This window comes from Streptosporangium sp. NPDC053982, assembly GCF_055585205.1.
Window position 1 is genome coordinate 306,289 of sequence record NZ_JBVJKQ010000006.1, and the last position, 19,427, is coordinate 325,715.

General features: G+C 71.9%; 21 protein-coding genes. 7 read left to right on the forward strand and 14 right to left on the reverse strand.

All coding sequences use genetic code 11. The features are described from left to right. Window positions 1-25: 25 nt before the first annotated feature. The gene (locus tag ACZ6W9_RS13055) at window positions 26-1,579 is read left to right on the forward strand and encodes an alkaline phosphatase D family protein (RefSeq protein ID WP_470117815.1); all 1,554 of its coding nucleotides are present in this window, start codon (window positions 26-28) and stop codon (window positions 1,577-1,579) included. A gap of 243 nt (window positions 1,580-1,822) precedes the next feature. Here the strand turns inward: ACZ6W9_RS13055 and rocD are convergent, their stop codons facing one another. From rocD to ACZ6W9_RS13080, 5 genes are all read right to left on the reverse strand, one after another. Continuing rightward, on the reverse strand, window positions 1,823-3,034 hold the full coding sequence (rocD, locus tag ACZ6W9_RS13060; RefSeq protein WP_470117817.1) for an ornithine--oxo-acid transaminase: 1,212 nt from the start codon (window positions 3,032-3,034) through the stop codon (window positions 1,823-1,825). Window positions 3,035-3,109: 75 nt separating this feature from the next. Beyond that, entirely contained in the window at window positions 3,110-3,904 is a 795-nt protein-coding gene (gene ddaH, locus ACZ6W9_RS13065; protein ID WP_470117819.1) for a dimethylargininase, read from the reverse strand. Between the two features lie 148 nt (window positions 3,905-4,052). Next, window positions 4,053-4,526, reverse strand: coding sequence for an Lrp/AsnC family transcriptional regulator (locus tag ACZ6W9_RS13070; RefSeq protein ID WP_362928451.1), 474 nt, complete (start codon window positions 4,524-4,526; stop codon window positions 4,053-4,055). 219 nt (window positions 4,527-4,745) lie between these two features. Further along, window positions 4,746-5,453 (reverse strand): response regulator, encoded by a 708-nt coding sequence (locus ACZ6W9_RS13075; protein WP_470117821.1) that lies wholly within the window; start codon window positions 5,451-5,453, stop codon window positions 4,746-4,748. Continuing rightward, the gene (locus ACZ6W9_RS13080) at window positions 5,450-6,718 is read right to left on the reverse strand and encodes a sensor histidine kinase (RefSeq protein ID WP_470117823.1); all 1,269 of its coding nucleotides are present in this window, start codon (window positions 6,716-6,718) and stop codon (window positions 5,450-5,452) included. Before ACZ6W9_RS13080 ends, ACZ6W9_RS13075 begins: the two co-directional genes overlap by 4 nt. A 179-nt stretch (window positions 6,719-6,897) precedes the next feature. On the opposite strand from ACZ6W9_RS13080, the gene ACZ6W9_RS13085 reads away from it, so the two are divergent. Further along, window positions 6,898-7,137, forward strand: a complete 240-nt coding sequence (locus ACZ6W9_RS13085) for a hypothetical protein (protein WP_389955614.1) — start codon at window positions 6,898-6,900, stop codon at window positions 7,135-7,137. Window positions 7,138-7,209: 72 nt separating this feature from the next. Here the strand turns inward: ACZ6W9_RS13085 and ACZ6W9_RS13090 are convergent, their stop codons facing one another. Beyond that, window positions 7,210-7,914: a DUF5941 domain-containing protein gene (locus ACZ6W9_RS13090; protein ID WP_389955611.1), complete on the reverse strand. Its 705-nt coding sequence runs from the start codon at window positions 7,912-7,914 to the stop codon at window positions 7,210-7,212. Then, window positions 7,911-9,497, reverse strand: a complete 1,587-nt coding sequence (locus tag ACZ6W9_RS13095) for a CDP-alcohol phosphatidyltransferase family protein (RefSeq protein ID WP_389955608.1) — start codon at window positions 9,495-9,497, stop codon at window positions 7,911-7,913. The genes ACZ6W9_RS13090 and ACZ6W9_RS13095 overlap by 4 nt, the downstream gene beginning before the upstream one ends. 164 nt (window positions 9,498-9,661) lie before the next feature. Here ACZ6W9_RS13095 and recO point away from each other — a divergent pair, with 164 nt between their 5' ends. Both recO and ACZ6W9_RS13105 read left to right on the forward strand, forming a co-directional pair. Further along, entirely contained in the window at window positions 9,662-10,399 is a 738-nt protein-coding gene (gene recO / locus ACZ6W9_RS13100; protein WP_389955605.1) for a DNA repair protein RecO, read from the forward strand. Next, complete coding sequence (locus ACZ6W9_RS13105; protein WP_362928466.1) at window positions 10,396-11,169, forward strand: isoprenyl transferase; 774 nt, start codon at window positions 10,396-10,398, stop codon at window positions 11,167-11,169. The genes recO and ACZ6W9_RS13105 overlap by 4 nt, the downstream gene beginning before the upstream one ends. A 55-nt stretch (window positions 11,170-11,224) precedes the next feature. Here the strand turns inward: ACZ6W9_RS13105 and ACZ6W9_RS13110 are convergent, their stop codons facing one another. Further along, a complete protein-coding gene (locus ACZ6W9_RS13110) occupies window positions 11,225-11,944 on the reverse strand; it encodes a GNAT family N-acetyltransferase (protein WP_470117826.1) in 720 nt (239 codons plus the stop codon). A gap of 132 nt (window positions 11,945-12,076) precedes the next feature. Here ACZ6W9_RS13110 and ACZ6W9_RS13115 point away from each other — a divergent pair, with 132 nt between their 5' ends. Continuing rightward, entirely contained in the window at window positions 12,077-12,841 is a 765-nt protein-coding gene (locus ACZ6W9_RS13115; protein WP_389955599.1) for a crotonase/enoyl-CoA hydratase family protein, read from the forward strand. Window positions 12,842-12,975: 134 nt separating this feature from the next. Here ACZ6W9_RS13115 and ACZ6W9_RS13120 read toward each other — a convergent pair whose 3' ends face one another. The 6 genes from ACZ6W9_RS13120 to ACZ6W9_RS13145 all read right to left on the reverse strand — a co-directional run bounded on the left by ACZ6W9_RS13120 (window position 12,976) and on the right by ACZ6W9_RS13145 (window position 17,223). Beyond that, window positions 12,976-13,524, reverse strand: a complete 549-nt coding sequence (locus tag ACZ6W9_RS13120) for a CGNR zinc finger domain-containing protein (protein WP_389955597.1) — start codon at window positions 13,522-13,524, stop codon at window positions 12,976-12,978. A 198-nt stretch (window positions 13,525-13,722) separates the two neighbouring features. Next, on the reverse strand, window positions 13,723-14,145 hold the full coding sequence (locus tag ACZ6W9_RS13125) for a Fur family transcriptional regulator (protein WP_470117829.1): 423 nt from the start codon (window positions 14,143-14,145) through the stop codon (window positions 13,723-13,725). Further along, window positions 14,142-14,975 (reverse strand): metal ABC transporter permease, encoded by an 834-nt coding sequence (locus tag ACZ6W9_RS13130; RefSeq protein ID WP_386150273.1) that lies wholly within the window; start codon window positions 14,973-14,975, stop codon window positions 14,142-14,144. The genes ACZ6W9_RS13125 and ACZ6W9_RS13130 overlap by 4 nt, the downstream gene beginning before the upstream one ends. Next, window positions 14,972-15,751 carry a metal ABC transporter ATP-binding protein gene (locus ACZ6W9_RS13135; protein WP_389955592.1) on the reverse strand — a complete coding sequence of 260 codons (780 nt, stop codon included), beginning with the start codon at window positions 15,749-15,751 and terminating at the stop codon, window positions 14,972-14,974. The genes ACZ6W9_RS13130 and ACZ6W9_RS13135 overlap by 4 nt, the downstream gene beginning before the upstream one ends. 9 nt (window positions 15,752-15,760) lie before the next feature. After that, entirely contained in the window at window positions 15,761-16,750 is a 990-nt protein-coding gene (locus tag ACZ6W9_RS13140) for a metal ABC transporter substrate-binding protein (RefSeq protein WP_389955588.1), read from the reverse strand. A 68-nt stretch (window positions 16,751-16,818) separates the two neighbouring features. Beyond that, window positions 16,819-17,223 (reverse strand): DUF6703 family protein, encoded by a 405-nt coding sequence (locus tag ACZ6W9_RS13145; protein WP_389955585.1) that lies wholly within the window; start codon window positions 17,221-17,223, stop codon window positions 16,819-16,821. A 158-nt stretch (window positions 17,224-17,381) separates the two neighbouring features. Between ACZ6W9_RS13145 and ACZ6W9_RS13150 the strand changes: the two genes are divergently transcribed. Then, window positions 17,382-17,660, forward strand: coding sequence for an antibiotic biosynthesis monooxygenase family protein (locus ACZ6W9_RS13150; RefSeq protein ID WP_389955583.1), 279 nt, complete (start codon window positions 17,382-17,384; stop codon window positions 17,658-17,660). 142 nt (window positions 17,661-17,802) lie between these two features. Continuing rightward, entirely contained in the window at window positions 17,803-19,188 is a 1,386-nt protein-coding gene (locus tag ACZ6W9_RS13155; RefSeq protein ID WP_362928480.1) for a glycine--tRNA ligase, read from the forward strand. The last annotated feature ends 239 nt before the right edge of the window (window positions 19,189-19,427 follow it).

A 19,427-nucleotide genomic window follows, 5' to 3' on the forward strand; every position in this document is an offset into this window, starting at 1 on the left:
TTCTGTACTGGTTGAGAGGTCTGAGGTGCCGGAACTTGTCGTCGGTCCGATGCTGCGCTACGTGGACGAGACCGATGCGTCGGTGTGGGTGGAGACCAGCGAACCCTGCGAGGTGACCGTCGAGGTCGGCGGGGTGCGGTCGCGGGCGTCGACGTTCACCGTGCACGGCCACCACTACGCGATCGTCGACGTCTCCCGTGAGGGGACCTACGAGGTCCGCCTCGACGGGGAGGTCGTCTGGCCGCTGCCCGACCAGCCGCCCAGCCGCATCCGCCTCCTCGGGGCGGGCGGTCCCCGCCGGGTGATGTTCGGCTCGTGCCGCACCAGCGTCCCGCACGACACGCTGCACACCATCTCCCACGGGGTGGACGTGCTGCGCGCCTACGGCTGCACGATGATGGAGACGCCCGAGGAGGACTGGCCCGACCTGCTCCTGCTGCTCGGCGACCAGGTCTACGCGGACGAGCCGTCCAGCGAGATGCTGGAGTTCATCAAGAACCGCCGGGACGGCGAGCCCACCGGGGAGATCGCGGACTTCGAGGAGTACGCCGAGCTGTACCGCTACGCGTGGACCGACCCCGAGATCCGCTGGCTCCTGTCCACGATGCCCAGCGCGATGATCTTCGATGACCACGACCTGCGGGACGACTGGAACACCTCCGCCACCTGGCGCGAGCAGATGGCCCGGGTGTCGTGGTGGCCGCGCCGGGTGATCTCCGGGCTCAGCGCCTACTGGGTCTACCAGCACCTGGGCAACATGTCGCCCGGGGAGCGCGCCTCCGACGAGGTGCTGGCCAGGCTGTGCAAGGCCGAGGGCGACGGGGCGGAGATCCTCGACGCGTTCGCCGAGCACGCCGACGCCGTCCCGACCGACAACCGGTGGAGCTACGCCCGCGACCTCGGCGACACCCGCCTGATCATGCTCGACTCCCGGTGCGCCCGCCAGCTGGACCCGAAGGACCGGCGGATGATCGACCCGGTCGAGTGGGAATGGCTCGCCGAGCAGCTCCGGCGGGAGGGCGCCGAACGCTTCGTGATCGGCACGTCCGTGCCGTTCCTGCTGCCCTCCGGGATCCACCACATCCAGAACTGGAACGAGAAGCTGGCCCAGGGCGCCTGGGGCCCCCGGGTGGCGCGCTGGTCGGAGAAGCTGCGCCAGGCCGTCGACCTGGAACACTGGGCGGCCTTCCGCCGCTCCTTCGAGGACCTGGCCGGACTGCTGGCGCGGACGGGCAAGCCGGTGATCATCCTGTCCGGCGACGTGCACTACTCCTACGTCGCCAAGGCCGACGGGCTGCCGGTCTACCAGCTCGTCTGCTCGCCGATCCGCAACCCGCTGAGCCGTACGCTCCGCCTGGCCAACATCGTCGCCCAGTTCGGCGTCGCCACGCTGATCGGCGGCTGGCTGGCGCGCCTGGCGAAGATCCCCAAGCCGTCCATGAAGTGGAAGATCGCCCACGGGCCGTGGTTCTCCAACGCGGTGGCCACCCTGACGCTGGACAGCACCCCGCCGTCGGTCCGCTGGGACACCGCGGCGGCCACCGAGATCTCCGAGGTCAGCACGGTCCGGCTGCCCTGACACGGCGCCGCGCCGAGTGGAGGGCCGGAGAGGAGCTGTGGGCGTTCCTCGGACGTGCCCTCGCCGATCCCATGTCTCCGCTGCTGGTCTCCGCCGAACGCTCGCTCGCCGTGGAGTTCCCCTCTGACGGCCGTATCCCGATCCAGGACGACGGCGGCCGCCTACGGTCCCGGGGATCTCCTGCGCGCCTGGGAGTGACGGCCGGTACGGCCCGCGCCGTGGGGCGGGGCCGTACCGGGGCGGTCAGCTCGTGAATTCGGCGATGGCGTCGGCGAGCTGTTCGACGGCCCAGACGAGGTCCTCCTCGGAGACGACGATCGGCGGGGCGAGCCGGATGGTCGAGCCGTGGGTGTCCTTGGCGAGGACGCCGCGGCGCATCAGCGCCTTGGAGATCTCGCGGCCGCTCGCCAGGGACGGGTCGACGTCCACGCCCGCCCACAGGCCGCGGCCGCGCACGGCCACCACGCCGTGGCCGATGAGCGCCCGCAGCCGCTCGTGCATGACCGCGCCGAGCTCCCTGGCCCGCGCCTGGTACTCGCCGGTGCCGAGCATCTCGATGACCGCGTTCGCCACCGCGCAGGCGAGCGGGTTGCCGCCGAAGGTGGAGCCGTGCTGGCCCGGCCTGATCACGCCGAGCACGTCCGCGTTCGCGGTGATCGCCGAGACGGGGACGACGCCGCCGCCCAGGGCCTTGCCCAGCACGTAGACGTCCGGGACGACGCCCTCGTGGTCGCAGGCGAAGGTGTCACCGGTACGGCCGAGGCCGGACTGGATCTCGTCGGCGATCATCAGGACGTTCCGCTCGGTGCACAGCTCCCGCACCTGGGTGAGGTAGCCGTCCGGCGGGACCAGCACGCCGGCCTCGCCCTGGATGGGCTCCAGCAGCACGGCGACGGTGTCCTCGTCGATCGCCTCGCGGATCGCCTCGGCCGAGCCGTACTTCACGATCCTGAAACCGGGCGTGTAGGGGCCGAAGCCGTCGTGGGCGTCGGGGTCGGTGGAGAAGCTGACGATCGTGGTGGTGCGGCCGTGGAAGTTGTCCTCCATCACGATGATGTTGGCCCGGTCCGGCGTCACGCCCTTGACCTCGTAACCCCACTTGCGGGCCACCTTGATCGCGGTCTCCACGGCCTCGGCCCCGGTGTTCATCGGCAGGACCATCTCCTTGCCGGTGAGGTCGCCGAGTCCGGCCGCGAAGGCGGCGAACTGGTCGTGGAAGAACGCGCGGCTGGTGAGGGTGAGCCGGGACAGCTGCTCCTGGGCCGCCGCGATGATCTTCGGATTCCCGTGGCCGAAGTTCAGCGAGGAGTAGCCGGACAGGCAGTCCAGGAACCGCTTGCCCTCCACGTCGGTCACCCAGGCTCCCTGCGCCTCGTGGATCACGACGGGGAGCGGGTGGTAGTTGTGCGCGCTGCGGCGCTCACTGAGTTCGATGAACTCGTTGGTGCTGGTCATCCGATATCCGCCGTTCCTTCGGTGCGGTTCCTTGCTGTCAGAGCGGTCAGAGCCGTCAGGCCGTCCTGCCTGCATTCATCCCCGGATCTCCAGCGTGCAGCACTTGGGGCCGCCGCCCGCCTTGCGCAGCTCCGACAGGTCGACGGGCACGACCTCGAAACCGCGGCGCTTGAGCTCCAGCTGGAGGTCTGCCGCCTCCGTGTTGATCACTACGTTGGTCCCGTCGCTGACCGCGTTGAGCCCCAGGACGGTCGCGTCGTCCTCGGAGGCGATGACGGCCTCGGGGAACATGGCGCGGAGCACCTCCTGGCTGCCTGCCGAGAAGGCCCCTGGGAAGTATGCCACGTTATGTCCGTTTAGCGGGAAGAGCGCGGTGTCGAGGTGGTAGAAGCGCGGGTCCACGAGCTGCAGCGTCACCACCGGCAGGCCGAGGAACTCCTGGGCCTCCTTGTGCGCGGTGATGTCGGTCCGGAAACCGGTCCCGGCCAGGATCACGTCGTCGAGCGTGAGGAAGTCGCCCTCGCCCTCGTTGACGAAGGCCGGCTCGCAGATCCGCTCGTAGCCGTTGGAGACGAACCAGTTCAGGTAGGCGGGCCCCTCGGCGGCGCGCTGCGGGTAGGTGAACCGCGCGCCGTACACCCGGCCGCGGACGACCAGCGCGCCGTTGGCCGCGAACACCATGTCCGGCAGGCCCTCGACCGGCTCGATCAGGCTGACCTCGTGCCCGAGTTCGAGGTAGACCTTCCTGAGGGTCTCCCACTGCAGGATCGCCCGGTCCCGGTCGGCGCCCGCCTCCGGGTGCATCCACGGGTTGATCGCGTACTCCACCGCGAAATGGTCGGGCCGGCACATGAGGTAGTGCTTGGACATGCGAAACCCCGCAAAGGACGTCGTGGTGGGAAACGACGGCGGCCGTCGTGGCGAGACCGTCGCGGTGAGAACGGCTACAGCCTAGGAACGCGGGTTCACGCAGGCCAAGGGCGCGATCGTGCGCGTTCGCGCGGATTCCTTGCGTGTTTCACCGGGGAAACGGGGATTCGTTGTGCGTGACGATGACCGGGGTGTCGGTGAGGCGGGAGAGCACGATGGAGCTCTTCGTCCGCACCACGAACGGCTCCGCCGCGATCCGCTCGATCACCCGCTCCACGTGCCGGACGTCGGTGGCCCTGATGTGCAGCAGCGCGTCGGCCTCGCCGGTGATGGTGCAGGCGGAGACCACCTCGGGATGGCGGGCCACGGCCACCCCGATCGCCGACGGCGAGGTCTTGCCCGCGCAGAACAGCTCCACGTACGCCTCGGTGGTCCACCCGAGCGCCGCGGGCTCCACCCGCGCGGTGAACCCGGTGATCGCCCCCCGGTCGCGCAGCCGGTCGACGCGGCGCTTCACCGCCGACGCCGACAGGCCCACCCGCTGCCCGATCTCCGCGTAGGTGGCGCGGGCGTCCTCGACGAGCGCCCCGATGATGTCACGGTCCAGCCGGTCCAACTCCACCGCTGCTTTCTAACACAGCGAGCCGGTACGGCGAGCCGTACGGCCCGCCGCCCGCGCCCCGGTTCCGGCCGCCCCGGGAGCGATGCGCCCCGGCCGATCCGTGCCGATCCGGTCCGCGCCGCTCCGGTTCGCGCCGGTCCGTCCCGCTCTGCGCCGCTCCGGTTCGCGCCGGTCCGCCGCGGTCCGCCCGGTCAGGCCGTACGGCCCGTCCGGGCCGTCTCAGCCGGGGCCGTCTCCGCGGTGGTCGTCGAGGAGCCCGGCCTCGTGGACCAGCAGCGCGATCTGGACGCGGTTGTTGAGGCCCAGCTTGGCCAGGACGCTCGATACGTGCGTCTTGACCGTGGGCACGCTGAGGAAGAGCACCGCCCCGATCTCGGCGTTGGACCGGCCCTGGCCGACCGCGACGGAGACCTCCCGCTCACGGTCGTTCAGCAGGGCGAGACGCTCCCTGGCGCGGGTCCGCCTCAGGTCGGGGGCGGGATCCGCCACCCGGTCGATGAGGCGGCGGGTCACCGAGGGCGACAGCACCGGATATCCCCGCGCCACCTGGCGTATCGCGGTCACGATCTCACCGGGCGGGGTGTCCTTGAGCAGGAACCCGGCCGCCCCGGCGCGCAGGGCGCGCAGGACGTGCTCGTCGGCGTCGAAGGTGGTCAGGACGATGACCTCCGGCGCGCCGCCCCGGGCGCGCAGCCTCTCGGTCGCGGCCAGCCCGTCCATCGAGGGCATCCTGATGTCCATCAGGACCACGTCGGGGGAGTGCCGGTCGGCGAGACGGAGCGCCTCGGCCCCGTCGCCCGCCTCGGCGACCACGCGGATGTCGGGGGCGCCGCCCAGCATCATCGTCAGACCGGCGCGGACCAGGGGGTCGTCGTCGGCGATGAGCACGCCGACCGGCGCGGGGACGGAACCGGTCACGGCGGTCATGGCGGCCATGGTAGCCAGGCCGTCAGCCGCCGGCCGCCCGCGTCGTCGGGGCCGTGCTCCAGGCGGCCGCCCGCCAGGGCGACGCGCTCGGCCAGCCCGGCCAGGCCCCGGCCCGACCCCGCGCCGGACGCGGATGAGCCCGGCCTGCCGTACGCGGCCGCCGCGAGGGCGGGGCCCTCGTCCGGGTGATCGCCGTGCGTGGGCGACGCGGACCCGGCGACGCCGGACGCGGGCCCAGGAACCTCCGGCGCGGCGGGGGGAGCGGTGTTGCGCACCTCGACGGTCAGCCCCGTCCCCGGCGCCCCCGCGAGCCGTACCGTCACCCGGGCGCCGGGGGCATGCTTGCGCGCGTTGGTCAGCGCCTCCTGGACGATCCGGTACGCGGTGCGGCCCGCCGGATCGGGGGCGGCCCCGGCGAGGTCCTCGCCGAGGGTCACCTCCATGCCCGCCCTGCCCGACTCGGCGACCAGCTCCCGGACGTCGGCGAGGGTGGGCTGCGGCAGCTCGCCGACAGGCGCCCGGAGCACGCCGATGACCTCGCGCAGGTCCTGCAGCGCCCGGTGGGCGCTCTCCCGGATCACCTTGGCCGCCCGGGCGACGTCCTCGGCCGGGGCGCCGGGGTTGTACTCCAGCGCGCCGGCGTGCACGCTCAGTAGCGACAGCCGGTGTCCGAGGACGTCGTGGATCTCCCGGGCGATCGCCTCGCGGGTCCGGTGCTGGGCCTGCTCGGCGCGGAGCGCCGCCTCGGTCTCGGCCCGGGCGGCGCGGTCGCGCAGCGACGCCGCGAGCCTGCGCCGGTGGTGGACGAACAGACCCCAGCCCACCGCGGCGCCCTGGAACGAGACGCCCAGCAGGAACACCAGGAGGGGAGGGTCCTCGGGCTCCGGGCGCAGCACGACGAAGCCCAGCGCCCCCACGAGGCTCAGCGCGAAGACCGCCGAGGAGGTGCGCGGCGGCCGGTGCACCGCCACGGTGAACAACGCGGCCAGCATCGCGCCGCCGACCGTCTCGGAGAACGACGACAGGATCACCAGCACGACGGCCAGTTCGACCGGCCGGCGGCGGCGCAGCCACAGCGCGGCGCAGCCCAGCGCGCCGGTGACCTGGTCGAGGTTGAACAGCCACGTCTCCGGCCGGGGGTGGACCTCCAGCCGCAACCCCGCCATCACGAGCCCGAAGAGCACCGCCAGCAGGAACAGCAGGAGGTCCACGGCCCAGTCGCGCGGGCTCCGCCGTACCCCGGCGGCGGGTGCGGATCCGTTCATCGCCCGAAAGCCTAGGAGCCCGGAGGGGGACGCCGCTCCTCACGGACGGCAGGAGATACCAAAGTCGCACCCGGCGTCTACCTTCGCCGGTGGCGGGGCCCGGGGACGGCGACGCCGGTCGGAGCGGGGCGTTCCGACGGCCGATCCCCGCCGGGACGGCGATCCCTAGCGTCGGATCCATGGGCAAAGCCATTCAGTTCATCGGATTCCTCATGCTCCTCCAGGGCGTCAGCGGGACGATCGACCGCCTGTTCGTCCAGCCGTTCATGGGCGGGCTCCTCAACCTCTTCAACCGCGTGGTCATCCCGCACCTGGACTTCCTGACCGGCTACGAGGTCTATGCGAACCTGAGCCTGGCGGCCCTGGGCGCCGCCGTCCTCGTCGCCGCCGACCGGATCGGAACGTCGGGGACGTCGTGACGGAAAGCGAGAAGGGGGCCGCGACGGATCGTCGCGGCCCCCTTCTCCGAAGGACCGGGTGAGGAAGGAGGATCAGGCGGGCTCGCCCGTCACCTGCTCCTGCGCCTCCTCGGGGGAGGCCTCCAGGTCGTCGCTCGCGCTCGCCTGCATCGCCGACTGCTTGTCGAGGCGCACCCAGCTCGTCACGCTCTCCACGGCGAACAGCACGCCGAGATAGACGGTCAGCGCGGCCAGCACCCAGGTCAGCACGCCCAGCGCCGCGCCGGCGCCGATCAGCAGCAGCCGGATCTCCCAGCCCAGGCCCGCCCGGAACACCCAGTCGGGCGGCCAGATGCTCTGCCGGGTGCGGTACACCGTGTCGTAGGTGTGGTAGCCGATCACGTACAGCAGCACGTACATCAGCCACTTGGGCGCGTCGGCCGCCAGGCCGATCAGGATGATCGTGAGGAACTCGGTGGACCGGATCAGCGGCGGCAGCAGCCAGTCGATCCTGCCCAGGTGGTCGCGGGCCGCGGTCGGCAGCACGAGGACGAGCATCACCACCGGCGGGAGCAGCAGGACCGGGCCGTCCTTGAGGATCCCGGCCGCAGCCATCGCGATGATCGCGGCGAGTGCGGCGAGCGCGGCGGGCACCGCGGGCAGCCCGGGGCCGACCCTGCCGCGCAGCGCCGTCACCAGCGGGCCGTCGTCGCGGTAGGCGAGCAGCCGGGCGGTCTGGATGCGCAGCCGTTCCTCGTACGGGTCCGGGACGGGCGCGGTCTGCGGTTGGGTGATCATGCGAGCGACCTCATCAGACGTCCGGTGAGCGTGTAGGTGGCGGCGATGCCGCCCCAGATGATCAGCGTGATGAAGGTGATCCTGGCGTCGAAGAGGGCACTGACGATCGCGATGGCCGCGAAGCGCTCACCGATCGGGAAGACGATCATCTTGCGGGCCCAGTACACGGCGCGGTTCCGGCCGGCCCTGCTCCACATCCTCAGCAGCCCGCGGATGCCGCCGCTGCGCGCGAGACGGCGCTGCTCCAGCGCCAGGCGCAGGTCGGTGTCGGGGCTGATCGACAGGGGCATCGACGGCAGCGGCGACGGCGGCTTGCGCCGGTTGGCCGCGCCGAAGGAGAAGTCCAGCAGGTGCTTGGCGGACTGCAGGGCCAGCGCCACCAGCGCGAGCGTCCACACGTCGCCGACGCCGGACACGGCCGCGCCGACCGCCAGGCCCGCGAAGACCACGTACTCCTTGAAGCGGTCGAAGGTGGCGTCCAGCCACGCCCCGAGGACGCCGAACTTGCGGGCGTACCGGGCGACCTGGCCGTCCACGCAGTCGAACACGAACGCGAAGTAGATCAGGACGCCGCCTGCGATCATCCCGGCCCGCGCACCGGTGGCGAAGCACGCCGCCGCCGCCACGCCCAGGGCGATCGAGATCAGCGTGACCTGGTTCGGGGTGAGCCCGCGCCGGGCCGCCCAGCGGGCGATGAACCGCGAGTAGGTGCTGACGAAGTAGGTGGTGAAGAAGCCGTCGGCGCCCTTGACCGCGTTGTTCAGCCGGGCGCGGTCCTCGTCGAAGGTCGCCAGCTCGGCCACGGCCTCGTCGGCCTGCTCGGGCGAGGTGATCCGCCGGAAGAACAGGTCACGGCGGCCGCGGATGCCGACCGAGACGCCCCGCCGTACCAGGCCCAGGATCAGGAGCTGGACCAGGTCGTCCTCGGGGCCGAACAGGTGGGCCATGTCCGCCAGCTCGCGGGCGGCCTCGGCCAGCGTGGGCGCGTGCTTGCGGTGCAGGTGCAGCGGGCCGAGCGCGATGGCGTTGGGCCGGGTCACCGCGTGGAACGCCGAGCCGACCGAGACGACCCGGGACCTGGCGGCGCGCAGCCGGACCGGCAGGCCCTCGTACACCCGATCGCCGATCTCCGGCTCGGCCTCGGCGATCGGGACGTCCGGGACGATGAGATCGCCGTTCTCGTCCTCCTCGCGGTCCTCGCGGGGCTCCTTGGCGATCAGCGCCAGCGCGCCGCGCTTCGACTTGGTGATCTGGTAGATCAGCTCGTCGTGGATCAGCGAGTCGGCCGGGAGGATCAGCAGGTTCTCCTCGCCGTCCTCGACCGCGTCGGCCAGGGCGCGCAGGTCGCCGGCGAGATCCGCGGTCTCGACGAGCGTGCCGGGGAAGCCGCGGTAGGCCGGCGCGTCGGCGACGCGGGCGATCGTGACCGGCGCCGGGTCGAGGGAGGCGAGCTGTCCGTGCAGCTTGCCGATCACCGTGGGGCAGCCGGGGAGCGCGGGCAGCGTCAGCGCGGCGGGCGGCGCCGGCTGGCCGGGGACGTCATCGTGGCCGGGCGATGAACCCAGCAGGACCACGCGGGGCATGGCACCCTTTCGTGCGGGGGTGGGGGTGGAACATCAAGGCGGAGGGTACGCCGAGAGCCAAAGTTTAGTTAGTTTCAGGTGAACAACGTGCACTCGTGATCGTTCCGTGCCGATGAACCGGGTAGAACGGCCTTTCACCCCGGTCACCGCACTAAGCTGATCCGGTGAGTCTGTACCGTGACGAGGGCATCGTGCTGCGCACCCACAAGCTGGGCGAGGCCGACCGCATCGTCACCGTCCTGACCAGGCGCACCGGCAAGGTCCGCGGCGTCGCCAAGGGCGTCCGGCGCACCATGTCGCGCTTCGGCGCCCGGCTGGAGCCGTTCACCCACGTCGACCTCCAGCTGCACACCGGCCGCACCCTCGACGTGGTCACCCAGGCCGAGACGATCCACCCGTACGGCGAGGCGCTCGTCCACGACTACCCCCGCTACACCGCGGGCAGCGCGATGCTGGAGACCGCCGACCGGCTGATCATGGGGGAGAAGGAGCCCGCGCTCCGCCAGTTCCTGCTGCTGGTCGGAGGCCTGCGCACGCTCGGCTCCGGCGGGCACGAGCCCAGGCTGGTGCTCGACGCCTACTTCCTGCGCTCGCTGGCCGTCGCCGGCTACGCCCCGGCCCTGGAGGCGTGCGCCCGGTGCAAGGCCCCCACGGTGCGGGCGTTCGCCATCGTGGCCGGGGGAGTGGTGTGCGGCGCGTGCCGCCCGGCCGGCGCCGCGGTGCCCGCCGGGGAGACCATCGCCCTGATGAGCGCGCTGCTGAAGGGCGACTGGGCGACCGCCGACGCCTCCGAGGGGCGCCACCGCGCCGAATGCAGCGGCCTGGTCGCCGCGTATCTCCAATGGCACCTCGAACACGGAATACGCTCTCTTCGACACGTAGAAAGGGAGTCTGCAACGTGAACGTCCGCCCTCCGGCACCGCACCCCTCCGGAGCCATTCCGCCCCCCATCCCGCGCGACCTGGTGCCCCGGCACGTGGCGATCGTGATGGACGGCAACGGCCGGTGGGCCAAGCAGCGCGGGCTGCCGCGCACCGAGGGCCACAAGGCGGGCGAGGCGTCGCTCTTCGACGTCATCGAGGGCGCCATCGAGCTGGGCGTCCCGTACCTCTCGGCCTACGCCTTCTCCACCGAGAACTGGAAGCGCTCCCCTGACGAGGTGCGCTTCCTGATGGGCTTCAACCGCGACGTCATCCGCCGCCGCCGCGACCAGCTCCACGAGATGGGCGTGCGGGTCCGCTGGGCGGGCCGGCCGGGGCGGCTGTGGAAGAGCGTCATCGGCGAGCTGCAGGACGCCGAGCGGATGACCGAGCGCAACTCCACGCTGACCCTGCAGTTCTGCGTCAACTACGGAGGCCGCGCCGAGATCGTGGACGCCGCGGTCCGCCTGGCCGCCGACATCGCCGCCGGGCGCGTCAAGCCCGGCCGGGTCAATGAGACGACCTTCGCCCGCTACCTCGACGAGCCGGAGATCCCCGACGTCGACCTGTTCGTGCGGTCCTCCGGCGAGCAGCGCACCTCCAACTTCCTGCTCTGGCAGAGCGCCTACGCCGAGATGGTCTTCCTCAACCGCCTGTGGCCCGACTTCGACCGCCGCGACCTGTGGGAGGCGTGCGAGACCTACGCCAAGCGCGACCGCCGGTACGGCGGGGCGGTGCCCAACCAGGTCTGAGATCGAAAGGGGCGGCGGCTCCGCGCGGAGCCGCCCGAACGCGGTGACTCGGTGATCAGTCCGCCGGCGATGGGCCGATCCCGAGGACCGGCAGGCACTCATCGACGGCGACGAGTTCGATGTCGTCGCGCCGCCGCTCGTTCCACTGCTCGCGGGTCAGCCTCCACTGTCTGATCTCCGCCGGCTCACCGCGCCGGGTGTCCCAGGCGATGCCGTTCGGCACGTATCCCAGGGACTGGGAGACACGGTTCGAGGCATGGTTGTCGAAGAAGGCGTCGCTGCCCGCCTCACGGGCACCCAGCCCGGCGAAGGCCAGATGCAGCACCGCCTGGCGCATCTCCCTCCCCAGGCCGCCGCCCCGCGCGTCCGGACTGAGCCAGGAGAAGGTGGTGACCGTACCGAAAGTGGTGAAGTCGATGCCGATCAGGTCCTGCATGCCCACCGGCTCTCCGTCGATGACCACGACGAAGTACAGACGCCAGAAGCTCGGGCCGACCCTGCCGCGGCCGCGCCACACTCCCTGCAGCCAGCCCCACTCGCGTTCCGGGCTCTCCTCGTAGAGCGACATCGGATCGTCGAAGGGCCACGGAGGCTTTGTGGCCACGCCTTTGCGGACCGTTGGGACCAGGCGTTCCAGGAGTTCGTCCGTGGCCCCGGACAGTGTCAGGCGGGGCGTGTGCACCTGCACGTTCAGGGGAGGATAAGCGGACAGACGCGAAGCGGTCCTCACCATGTACGTCACCCTATGAACCGGCGAATGCGGCGCGCATCCCATATTCGGTCCGGAGCCCGAACACGGTGTTTCCCGGGCGGAGACCCGCAGTCGGGGAGCTCCCGGTTGAATGGGGGAGTCGGATCGGGCCACGAAGGCCCGAAGGGTCGGGGAACGCCGCGCCGGAGGTGGGCGATGACCGTCAGGATCGAGCGGGACGGGCCGGTGACGACCGTGGTTCTGTCCCGGCCCGAGGCGCGCAACGCCGTGGACGGGCCCACCGCCACGGCCCTGGCCGACGCGTTCCGTGAGTTCGACGCCGATCCGGGCGCGTCGGTGGCCGTGCTGTGGGGCGAGGGCGGCACGTTCTGCGCCGGTGCCGATCTCAAGGCCGTCGGCACCGCGCGGGGCAATCGGGTGGCGCCCGGAGGCGACGGGCCGATGGGTCCGACCCGGATGCGGCTCACCAAGCCGGTGATCGCGGCCGTCGCGGGGTACGCGGTGGCCGGTGGGCTGGAGCTGGCGCTCTGGTGTGACCTGCGGGTGGCCGAGGAGGACGCGGTGTTCGGGGTCCTCTGCCGCCGCTGGGGCGTGCCGCTGGTCGACGGTGGCACCGTACGGCTGCCGCGGCTGGTCGGGACGGGCCGCGCGATGGACATGATCCTCACCGGCCGGCCGGTGGCCGCCCTGGAGGCACTGGACATGGGCCTGGTCAACCGGGTGGTCCCGGCCGGCCGGGCACGCGCGGCCGCCGAGAGCCTCGCCGCCGACCTGGCGCGTCTCCCACAGGACTGCATGCGCGGCGACCGCATGTCGGTGCTGGAACAGGAGGGGCTGAGCGAGGAGGAGGCCATGGAGGGCGAACTGGCCCATGGGTTGGAGGTCCTGCCGGGCATCGTTACGGGCGCCGCGCGTTTCATCGCGGGGGAGGGCCGTCACGGGAGCTTCGGCGCGAGCTGAGCCCCGCCCCGGACGGCGCTTCACCGTTCTCGTCCGCCCCGCCTTTCGGGTGCTCCCGCGGAGCCGTCCGCCGTGAAGCCGATCGCCGGAGCCGTTCCCGCGGCGTCACCCGCCGCGAGGGCGCCCGGAGGAGGTCAGGCGCGGCGGCGGGCGCGGTAGGCGGCGACGTGCATGCGGTTGCCGCAGGTGCGGCTGTCGCAGTAGACACGTGAGCGGTTGCGCGACTCGTCCAGGAAGAAGTGGTCGCAGTCGGGGGCCGAGCAGCTCCGCAGGCGCTCCCACTCGTCCTCGACGAGCAGGTGGGCCAGGGCGACGCCGAGGTCGGCCGACAGTCGCTCGGCGAGCGACACGCCCGGCGCGAAGTAGTGGATGTGCAGGGGGTGGCCGTCGTGCTCGGCCAGGGCCGCGGTGATCCTGGTGCCGCCGAGCAGCGTGTTCAGCCGGATGATCACGGTTGCCCGGTCGGGGGCGGTGATGACCCGGTGGAAGGACTCGCGCAGGGCCCGGACCTCGGTCAGGTCGGCGGCGCGCAGCCTGCCGACGTTGCTCACCTGTTGACGTTCCACGAACTCGCCGAGCGTCCGCAGATCGCCCAGCCCTTCCTCGCCGTTGACGGTGGGCGAGGTGTTGATCAGATCGATCATGGTGGCGAGTGAGCACAGCATGTCATGTGCGAATGGCATGTTGACTCCTGTTATATGTGGTTTTCGCGGGAACGCGTACGGCGACCGGCCGTCTCGGAAGCGTATCCCGCGAACGGTCCCGCGGGGGCATCTCGCCGGACGGGCGCCGCGGGCCGGTCAGGAGCGGACGCGGCGGGAACCGCGGACCGGCCGGAATCGGACCGGACGGGCGCGGCGGGCCGGCAGGAAGCGGGCCGGTCAGGAGCGGGCCGCCGTTCCCGCCGTTCCCGTCGTTCCCGCCGCCTTCGCCGCCGAGCAGGCGCCGCAGGTGCCGAAGACCTCGACCGTGTGGGTGACCTCGGTGAAGCCGTGCTCGGCCCCGACCGCCTCGGCCCACCGCTCCACCACGGGCCCGGCCACCTCGACCGTCCGCCCGCAGACGCGGCAGACCAGGTGGTGATGGTGGTCGCCGCTGGCGCAGGCGCGGTAGACGGACTCCCCGTCGTCCGTCCGGAGCATGTCGACCTGACCGCCGTCGGCGAGGTTCTGCAGCGCCCGGTAGACCGTGGTCAGGCCGATCTTCGCGCCCTGCGCGCGCATCTCGGCGTACACGTCCTGGGCGCTGCGGAACCCCTCGCTGCTGCGGAGGACTGCGTGTACGGCATCGCGCCTGTTGCTCATGGCGTGGACTCCTGTGATCGGCTGCGGCGTACGAATCTACCGAGCCCCAGGGCGAGGACGAACCCCGCGAGGGCGACCACCACGATGATCGCACCCGGCGGCACCTCCACGTAGAAGGACGAGGTGAGCCCGCCGACCGTGGCGAGCACCCCGAACACCATGGACAGCAGCATCGTGGCCCGGAACCCCCGGGTGAACTGCTGGCTGGTCGCCACCGGGACCACCATCAGCGCGCTGACCAGCAGCAGGCCCACCACCCGCATGGCGATGACCACGGTCAGCGCGGCGGTGACGGCGATCAGCAGGCTGAGGAAGCGCACCGGCAGGCCGCTGGCCCTGGCGACCTCCTCGTCCTGGCACAGCACGTACAGCTCGCGCCCGAAGACGGCGACCACGCCGAGCACGGCCGCGGCCAGCAGGCCGATCGCCCACACGTCCTGGGCGGTGACGCTGCTGATCGAGCCGAACAGGTAGGACATCAGTGTGGTGTTGCTGCCGCCCGGGGCCAGTGAGATGAGCAGCGCGCCTCCGGCGATGCCGCCGTAGAACAGCAGGGCGAGCGCCACGTCGCCGCTGGTCCTGCCGCGCGCCCGGACCAGCTCGATCGTCACGGCGCCCAGCACGGAGACCGCCACGGCGGTCAGCACGGGGGCGGTGCCGGTCAGGAAGCCGAGCGCCACGCCGGTCAGGGCGACGTGGCCGATGCCGTCACCGAGCAGGGCCAGGCGGCGCTGGACGATGAACGTGCCGATGGCCGGGGCGGCCAGGCCGACCAGCAGGGCCGCGATCAGCGCCCGCCGCATGAGGCCCAGGCTGAGCAGTTCGATCACGGCGTGGGCCTCCAGTCGAGCGTGCTCACGGGATTCTCCTCGGCGTGCGGGTGCACGTGGTCGTGGCCGGGCAGTGCGTGGGCGCCGACGGCGCGCGGCGGCGGGCCGTCGTGGCAGACGCAGCCGTCGCGCAGCACCACGGCGCGGGTGATCAGCGGCTCCAGGGGGCCCAGCTCGTGCGCGACCAGCAGAACCGTCCTGCCCTGGGCGACGAGCGTGGACAGGGTGTCGGCGAGGAGCTGCTGGCTGCCGGAGTCCACCCCGGCGGTGGGCTCGTCCATGACGTAGGTGTCGGGCTCCCCGGCCAGGGCGCGGGCGATCAGCACCCGCTGCTGCTGGCCGCCCGACAGGGCCTGGACCGGGTCGCTGGCCCGGTCGGCCAGGCCCACCACGGAAAGGGCCCGCTCGGTCGCCTCGCGGTCGGCCGCGCTCGTCCGGCGGAACCTCCGCTGCCGGGCGATCCTGCCGGAGGCGACGACCTCGCGGATGGTGGTCGGCACGCCGCCGCCCACCGACAGCCGCTGGGGCACGTAGCCGATCCGCCGCCAGTCGCGGAACCGGGCGGGCGGCCTGCCGTACAGGAGGGTGGTGCCGGCCGTCAGCGGGGTCAGGCCGAGCAGCGTGCGGATGAGGGTGGACTTGCCGGATCCGTTCGCGCCCAGCACGGACACGACCTCGCCGGGCTCGATGGTCAGGTCGACGCCGCGGAGCACCGGGCGGCGGTCCAGGCTCACCTGGCCGCCCTTCATGGCGAAAACGGTTTGGTCAGAGGTCACGATGGTCCTTCACGAGCAGCGGAGCGCCGCCTGGAGTGCGGTGAGGTTGCGGCGCATGGCGGAGGTGTAGTCGCCGCTCTCCGGCCGGCTCTCGATGGGGTCGAGGACGGCAGTCTTCGCGCCGACCTCGGTGGCGAGGACCTCGGCGACCTTGGGGCTGACGAGGCTCTCGGTGAAAATGGTAGTCACTTTCTCGCGCCGGGCCACCTCGGCCACCTGGGCGAGGCGGGCGGGGGCGGGCTCGGCGTCCGGGTTGACGCCGCTGACCCCGATCTGGCGGAGGCGGTAGCGGTCGGCGAGATAGGCGAACGCGGAGTGGCTGGTGACGATGGCGTCCGAGGCGCAGGTCCGCAGGCCCCGCGCCAGCTCGCCGTCCAGGGCGGTCAGCTCGGCCGCCACCTTGGCGGCGCGGTCCCGGTACCCCGGGGCGTGGGCGGGGTCGGCGGCGGCGAGCCGCTCGCCCAGCTTGGCGGCGACCGTCGCGAAGCGGGACGGGTCGAGCCAGATGTGCGGGTCGTAGGAGATCGGGGAGCCGTCCTCCCCGGCGTGCTCGTCACCGTGCTCGTCGCCGTGTTCGGCGGCGTGCTCCTCGGCCGTCTCCCCGGGGTGCTCGTCACCGTGCTCGTCGCCGGCGGTCGCGGGGAGGGTCCGTACCGTGGTCGCCGCGTCGAACCCCCGGTCGGCGGCGTGCTGCCCGACCGCCTCGTCCACCGCCGGCTGCACGCCCCTGATGTAGACGACCAGTCCGGTCTCCTCCAGCCGGGCCACCTGGATGGGCGACAGCTCCAGGTCGTGCGGCTCGACGCCGGGCTTGGCCAGGCCGGTGACGGCGATGTCGGGCCCGCCCACCCGCTCGGTCAGCCACTGCAGCGGGTACATGGCCGCGCTGACGCCGAACGCGTCTCCCGATCTCCCGGCGTCGGCCGAGCCGGAGCCGCAGGCCGCGGTGGTGGTGAGGAGGGTCGTGAGGGCGAGGGCGCCGGCGATATGCATGGGCATACGTCGGGAGAAGTCCGACTTCATGTCCATCAGTATGGACGAGAATGAAAATGATTGTCAAAATCAGGTTAGAAGGCCCCGAAACGGTCGGCGATCAGCAGGACCAGGAAGGTGATCAGCGCCACCCGCAGGACGCGCCCCTTCACCCCCAGCGACGGCCACGACATGTAGGCCAGCCAGGCGACGAACGCCAGTGCCGGCAGCACCGCGAGCCCGCCCCAGACGGACGGCACCGCGAAGCCGGCCAGGAGCAGCACCACCAGCAGCGCGGGCAGGATCCAGCGGGGGAGCCCGAACAGGAAGACCAGCGGCGCCGCGCTGCGCCGCTCGACCGTGCGCCGCAGGCCCGTGGCGCCCGGGGTGAGGAAGTGCTCGCCCGGCGGGAGCGGGCGGCCGCCCCGGGGGCGTCCTCGCTCCGGGGGGCGGCTTCTGGCCAGCGGGTGCGCGGGACGCTGGCTTCGTTTGTCGGCCACGGCCCGAGCCTAACGCCGCCCTCCCCGCGACGGCACGCGCGGCGCGGCCCTTCCCGCGCCGGTGTACGGCGCGGCCCTTCCGGTGGCACGTGCGGCGCCGCTCTTCCCGCGCCGGTGCGCGGTGCGGCCCTTCCGGGCGGCTCTGGCATGCTGGGCGGATGCTCGCAGTCATCCGCTACTCGGTGCCCGCCGCCCGGACCGGGGAGTTCCTGGCCCAGGCACACGACATCGCCGACACTCTGGCCGCCCAGCCCGGGCACATCAGGGGCCGGGTCGCCAGGTCGGTGGACGACCCGGAGCTGTGGGCGCTGGTCAGCGAGTGGGAGGGTGCCGGGTTCTACCGGCGGGCGCTGGGCGCGGCCCGGATGGCGATGTACCCGCTCATGACACTGATGATCAACGAGCCGAGCGCCTTCGAGGACGTCGCACGGGCCTGACGGGCCGCCGGGAACGTTCCCCCGGGCTTTTCACGGACAAGACGGACGTGCCGGTCCGTGCGGGCACCCGGCCCGCCCGGCTCCCCTAAGCTGGAGCCCAACGATTCCTCGCCGACCTCCAGCCGGATGGAGATTTTCCCTTATGGCACGCCGTACGGACATCATGGACACCATCGTCAGCCTCGCCAAGCGACGTGGTCTTGTCTATCCCTCCAGCGAGATCTACGGTGGCCTGCGCGCCTCCTGGGACTACGGCCCGCTGGGTGTGGAGCTCAAGAACAACGTCAAGCGCCAGTGGTGGAAGGCCGTGGTGCAGGGCCGTGACGACGTGGTCGGCCTCGACTCCTGCGTGATCCTGGCCCCCGAGGTGTGGCAGGCCAGCGGCCACGTCGAGACCTTCACCGATCCGCTCACCGAGTGCCAGTCGTGCCACAAGCGCTACCGCGCCGACCACCTCGAGGAGGCCTTCGAGGAGAAGCACGGCCACGCCCCGGAGCGCGGGCTCGCCGAGATCACCTGCCCCAACTGCGGCAACAAGGGCTCCTTCACCGAGCCCCGGCAGTTCAGCGGCCTGCTGAAGACCTACCTCGGCGCGGTCGAGGACGAGTCCGGCCTGGCCTACCTGCGGCCCGAGACCGCCCAGGGCATCTTCATCAACTACCTCAACGTGCAGCAGTCCGCGCGCAGGAAGGTCCCGTTCGGCATCGGCCAGATCGGCAAGTCGTTCCGCAACGAGATCACCCCGGGCAACTTCATCTTCCGCACCCGCGAGTTCGAGCAGATGGAGATGGAGTTCTTCGTCAAGCCCGGCAGCGACGAGGAATGGCACCAGTACTGGATCGACGAGCGCTACCGCTGGTACACCGACCTCGGCATCAACCCCGAGAACCTCCGGCTGTACGAGCACCCGCAGGAGAAGCTGTCCCACTACTCCAAGCGGACCGTCGACATCGAGTACCGCTTCAACTTCACCGGCAGCGAGTGGGGCGAGCTGGAGGGCGTCGCCAACCGCACCGACTTCGACCTGACCGCGCACGGCAAGGCCTCCGGCACCGACCTCAGCTTCTTCGAGCAGGAGACCGGTGAGCGCTACGTCCCGTACGTGATCGAACCGGCGGCCGGCGTCGACCGCGCCACGCTCACCTTCCTGCTCGACGCCTACACCGAGGACGAGGCGCCCAACGCCAAGGGCGTCATGGAGAAGCGCACGGTCATGCGCCTCGACCACCGCCTCGCCCCGGTCAAGGTGGCCGTGCTGCCGCTGTCGCGCAACGCCGACCTGTCGCCCAAGGCCCGCGACCTGGCGGCCGCGCTGCGCCGCCGCTGGAACGTCGACTTCGACGACGCGGGCGCGATCGGCCGCCGTTACCGCCGCCAGGACGAGATCGGCACGCCGTTCTGCGTCACCGTCGACTTCGACACCCTTGAGGACCAGGCGGTGACCATCCGCGAGCGCGACTCGATGGCCCAGGAGCGCGTGGCCCTCGACCAGGTCGACTCCTACCTCCGCAAGCACCTCAACGACTGACCCGCCGCCGGCCCGCCCGGCGTCCCGTCCCGTACGGCCCCCGCCTCCCGTGAGGCGGGGGCCGTACGCGTTCTCCGGCCTGTCATGGAATGCGCTTTCCGAACCTCGCGGCGCGGCTCCGGCGGCCCGTGAATGCCCGGTGAATTGGTTTATACCAATTGGTATAAACCAATTCACCGGCGGGCCGATATGGCGGTTTATTTGGCTCTCCTTTGGATTGGATTAGACCGTCGTATGCC

Bases quoted from the DNA above. Each gene is read 5' to 3' on its own strand.
- rocD (WP_470117817.1), bottom strand. From the start codon at position 3,034: ATGACCAGCACCAACGAGTTCATCGAACTCAGTGAGCGCCGCAGCGCG.
- ddaH (WP_470117819.1), bottom strand. From the start codon at position 3,904: ATGTCCAAGCACTACCTCATGTGCCGGCCCGACCATTTCGCGGTGGAG.
- ACZ6W9_RS13075 (WP_470117821.1), bottom strand. From the start codon at position 5,453: ATGACCGCCGTGACCGGTTCCGTCCCCGCGCCGGTCGGCGTGCTCATC.
- ACZ6W9_RS13080 (WP_470117823.1), bottom strand. From the start codon at position 6,718: ATGAACGGATCCGCACCCGCCGCCGGGGTACGGCGGAGCCCGCGCGAC.
- ACZ6W9_RS13085 (WP_389955614.1), top strand. From the start codon at position 6,898: ATGGGCAAAGCCATTCAGTTCATCGGATTCCTCATGCTCCTCCAGGGC.
- ACZ6W9_RS13090 (WP_389955611.1), bottom strand. From the start codon at position 7,914: ATGATCACCCAACCGCAGACCGCGCCCGTCCCGGACCCGTACGAGGAA.
- ACZ6W9_RS13095 (WP_389955608.1), bottom strand. From the start codon at position 9,497: ATGCCCCGCGTGGTCCTGCTGGGTTCATCGCCCGGCCACGATGACGTC.
- ACZ6W9_RS13110 (WP_470117826.1), bottom strand. From the start codon at position 11,944: ATGGGATGCGCGCCGCATTCGCCGGTTCATAGGGTGACGTACATGGTG.
- ACZ6W9_RS13115 (WP_389955599.1), top strand. From the start codon at position 12,077: ATGACCGTCAGGATCGAGCGGGACGGGCCGGTGACGACCGTGGTTCTG.
- ACZ6W9_RS13120 (WP_389955597.1), bottom strand. From the start codon at position 13,524: ATGCCATTCGCACATGACATGCTGTGCTCACTCGCCACCATGATCGAT.
- ACZ6W9_RS13125 (WP_470117829.1), bottom strand. From the start codon at position 14,145: ATGAGCAACAGGCGCGATGCCGTACACGCAGTCCTCCGCAGCAGCGAG.
- ACZ6W9_RS13140 (WP_389955588.1), bottom strand. From the start codon at position 16,750: ATGCCCATGCATATCGCCGGCGCCCTCGCCCTCACGACCCTCCTCACC.
- ACZ6W9_RS13150 (WP_389955583.1), top strand. From the start codon at position 17,382: ATGCTCGCAGTCATCCGCTACTCGGTGCCCGCCGCCCGGACCGGGGAG.
- ACZ6W9_RS13155 (WP_362928480.1), top strand. From the start codon at position 17,803: ATGGCACGCCGTACGGACATCATGGACACCATCGTCAGCCTCGCCAAG.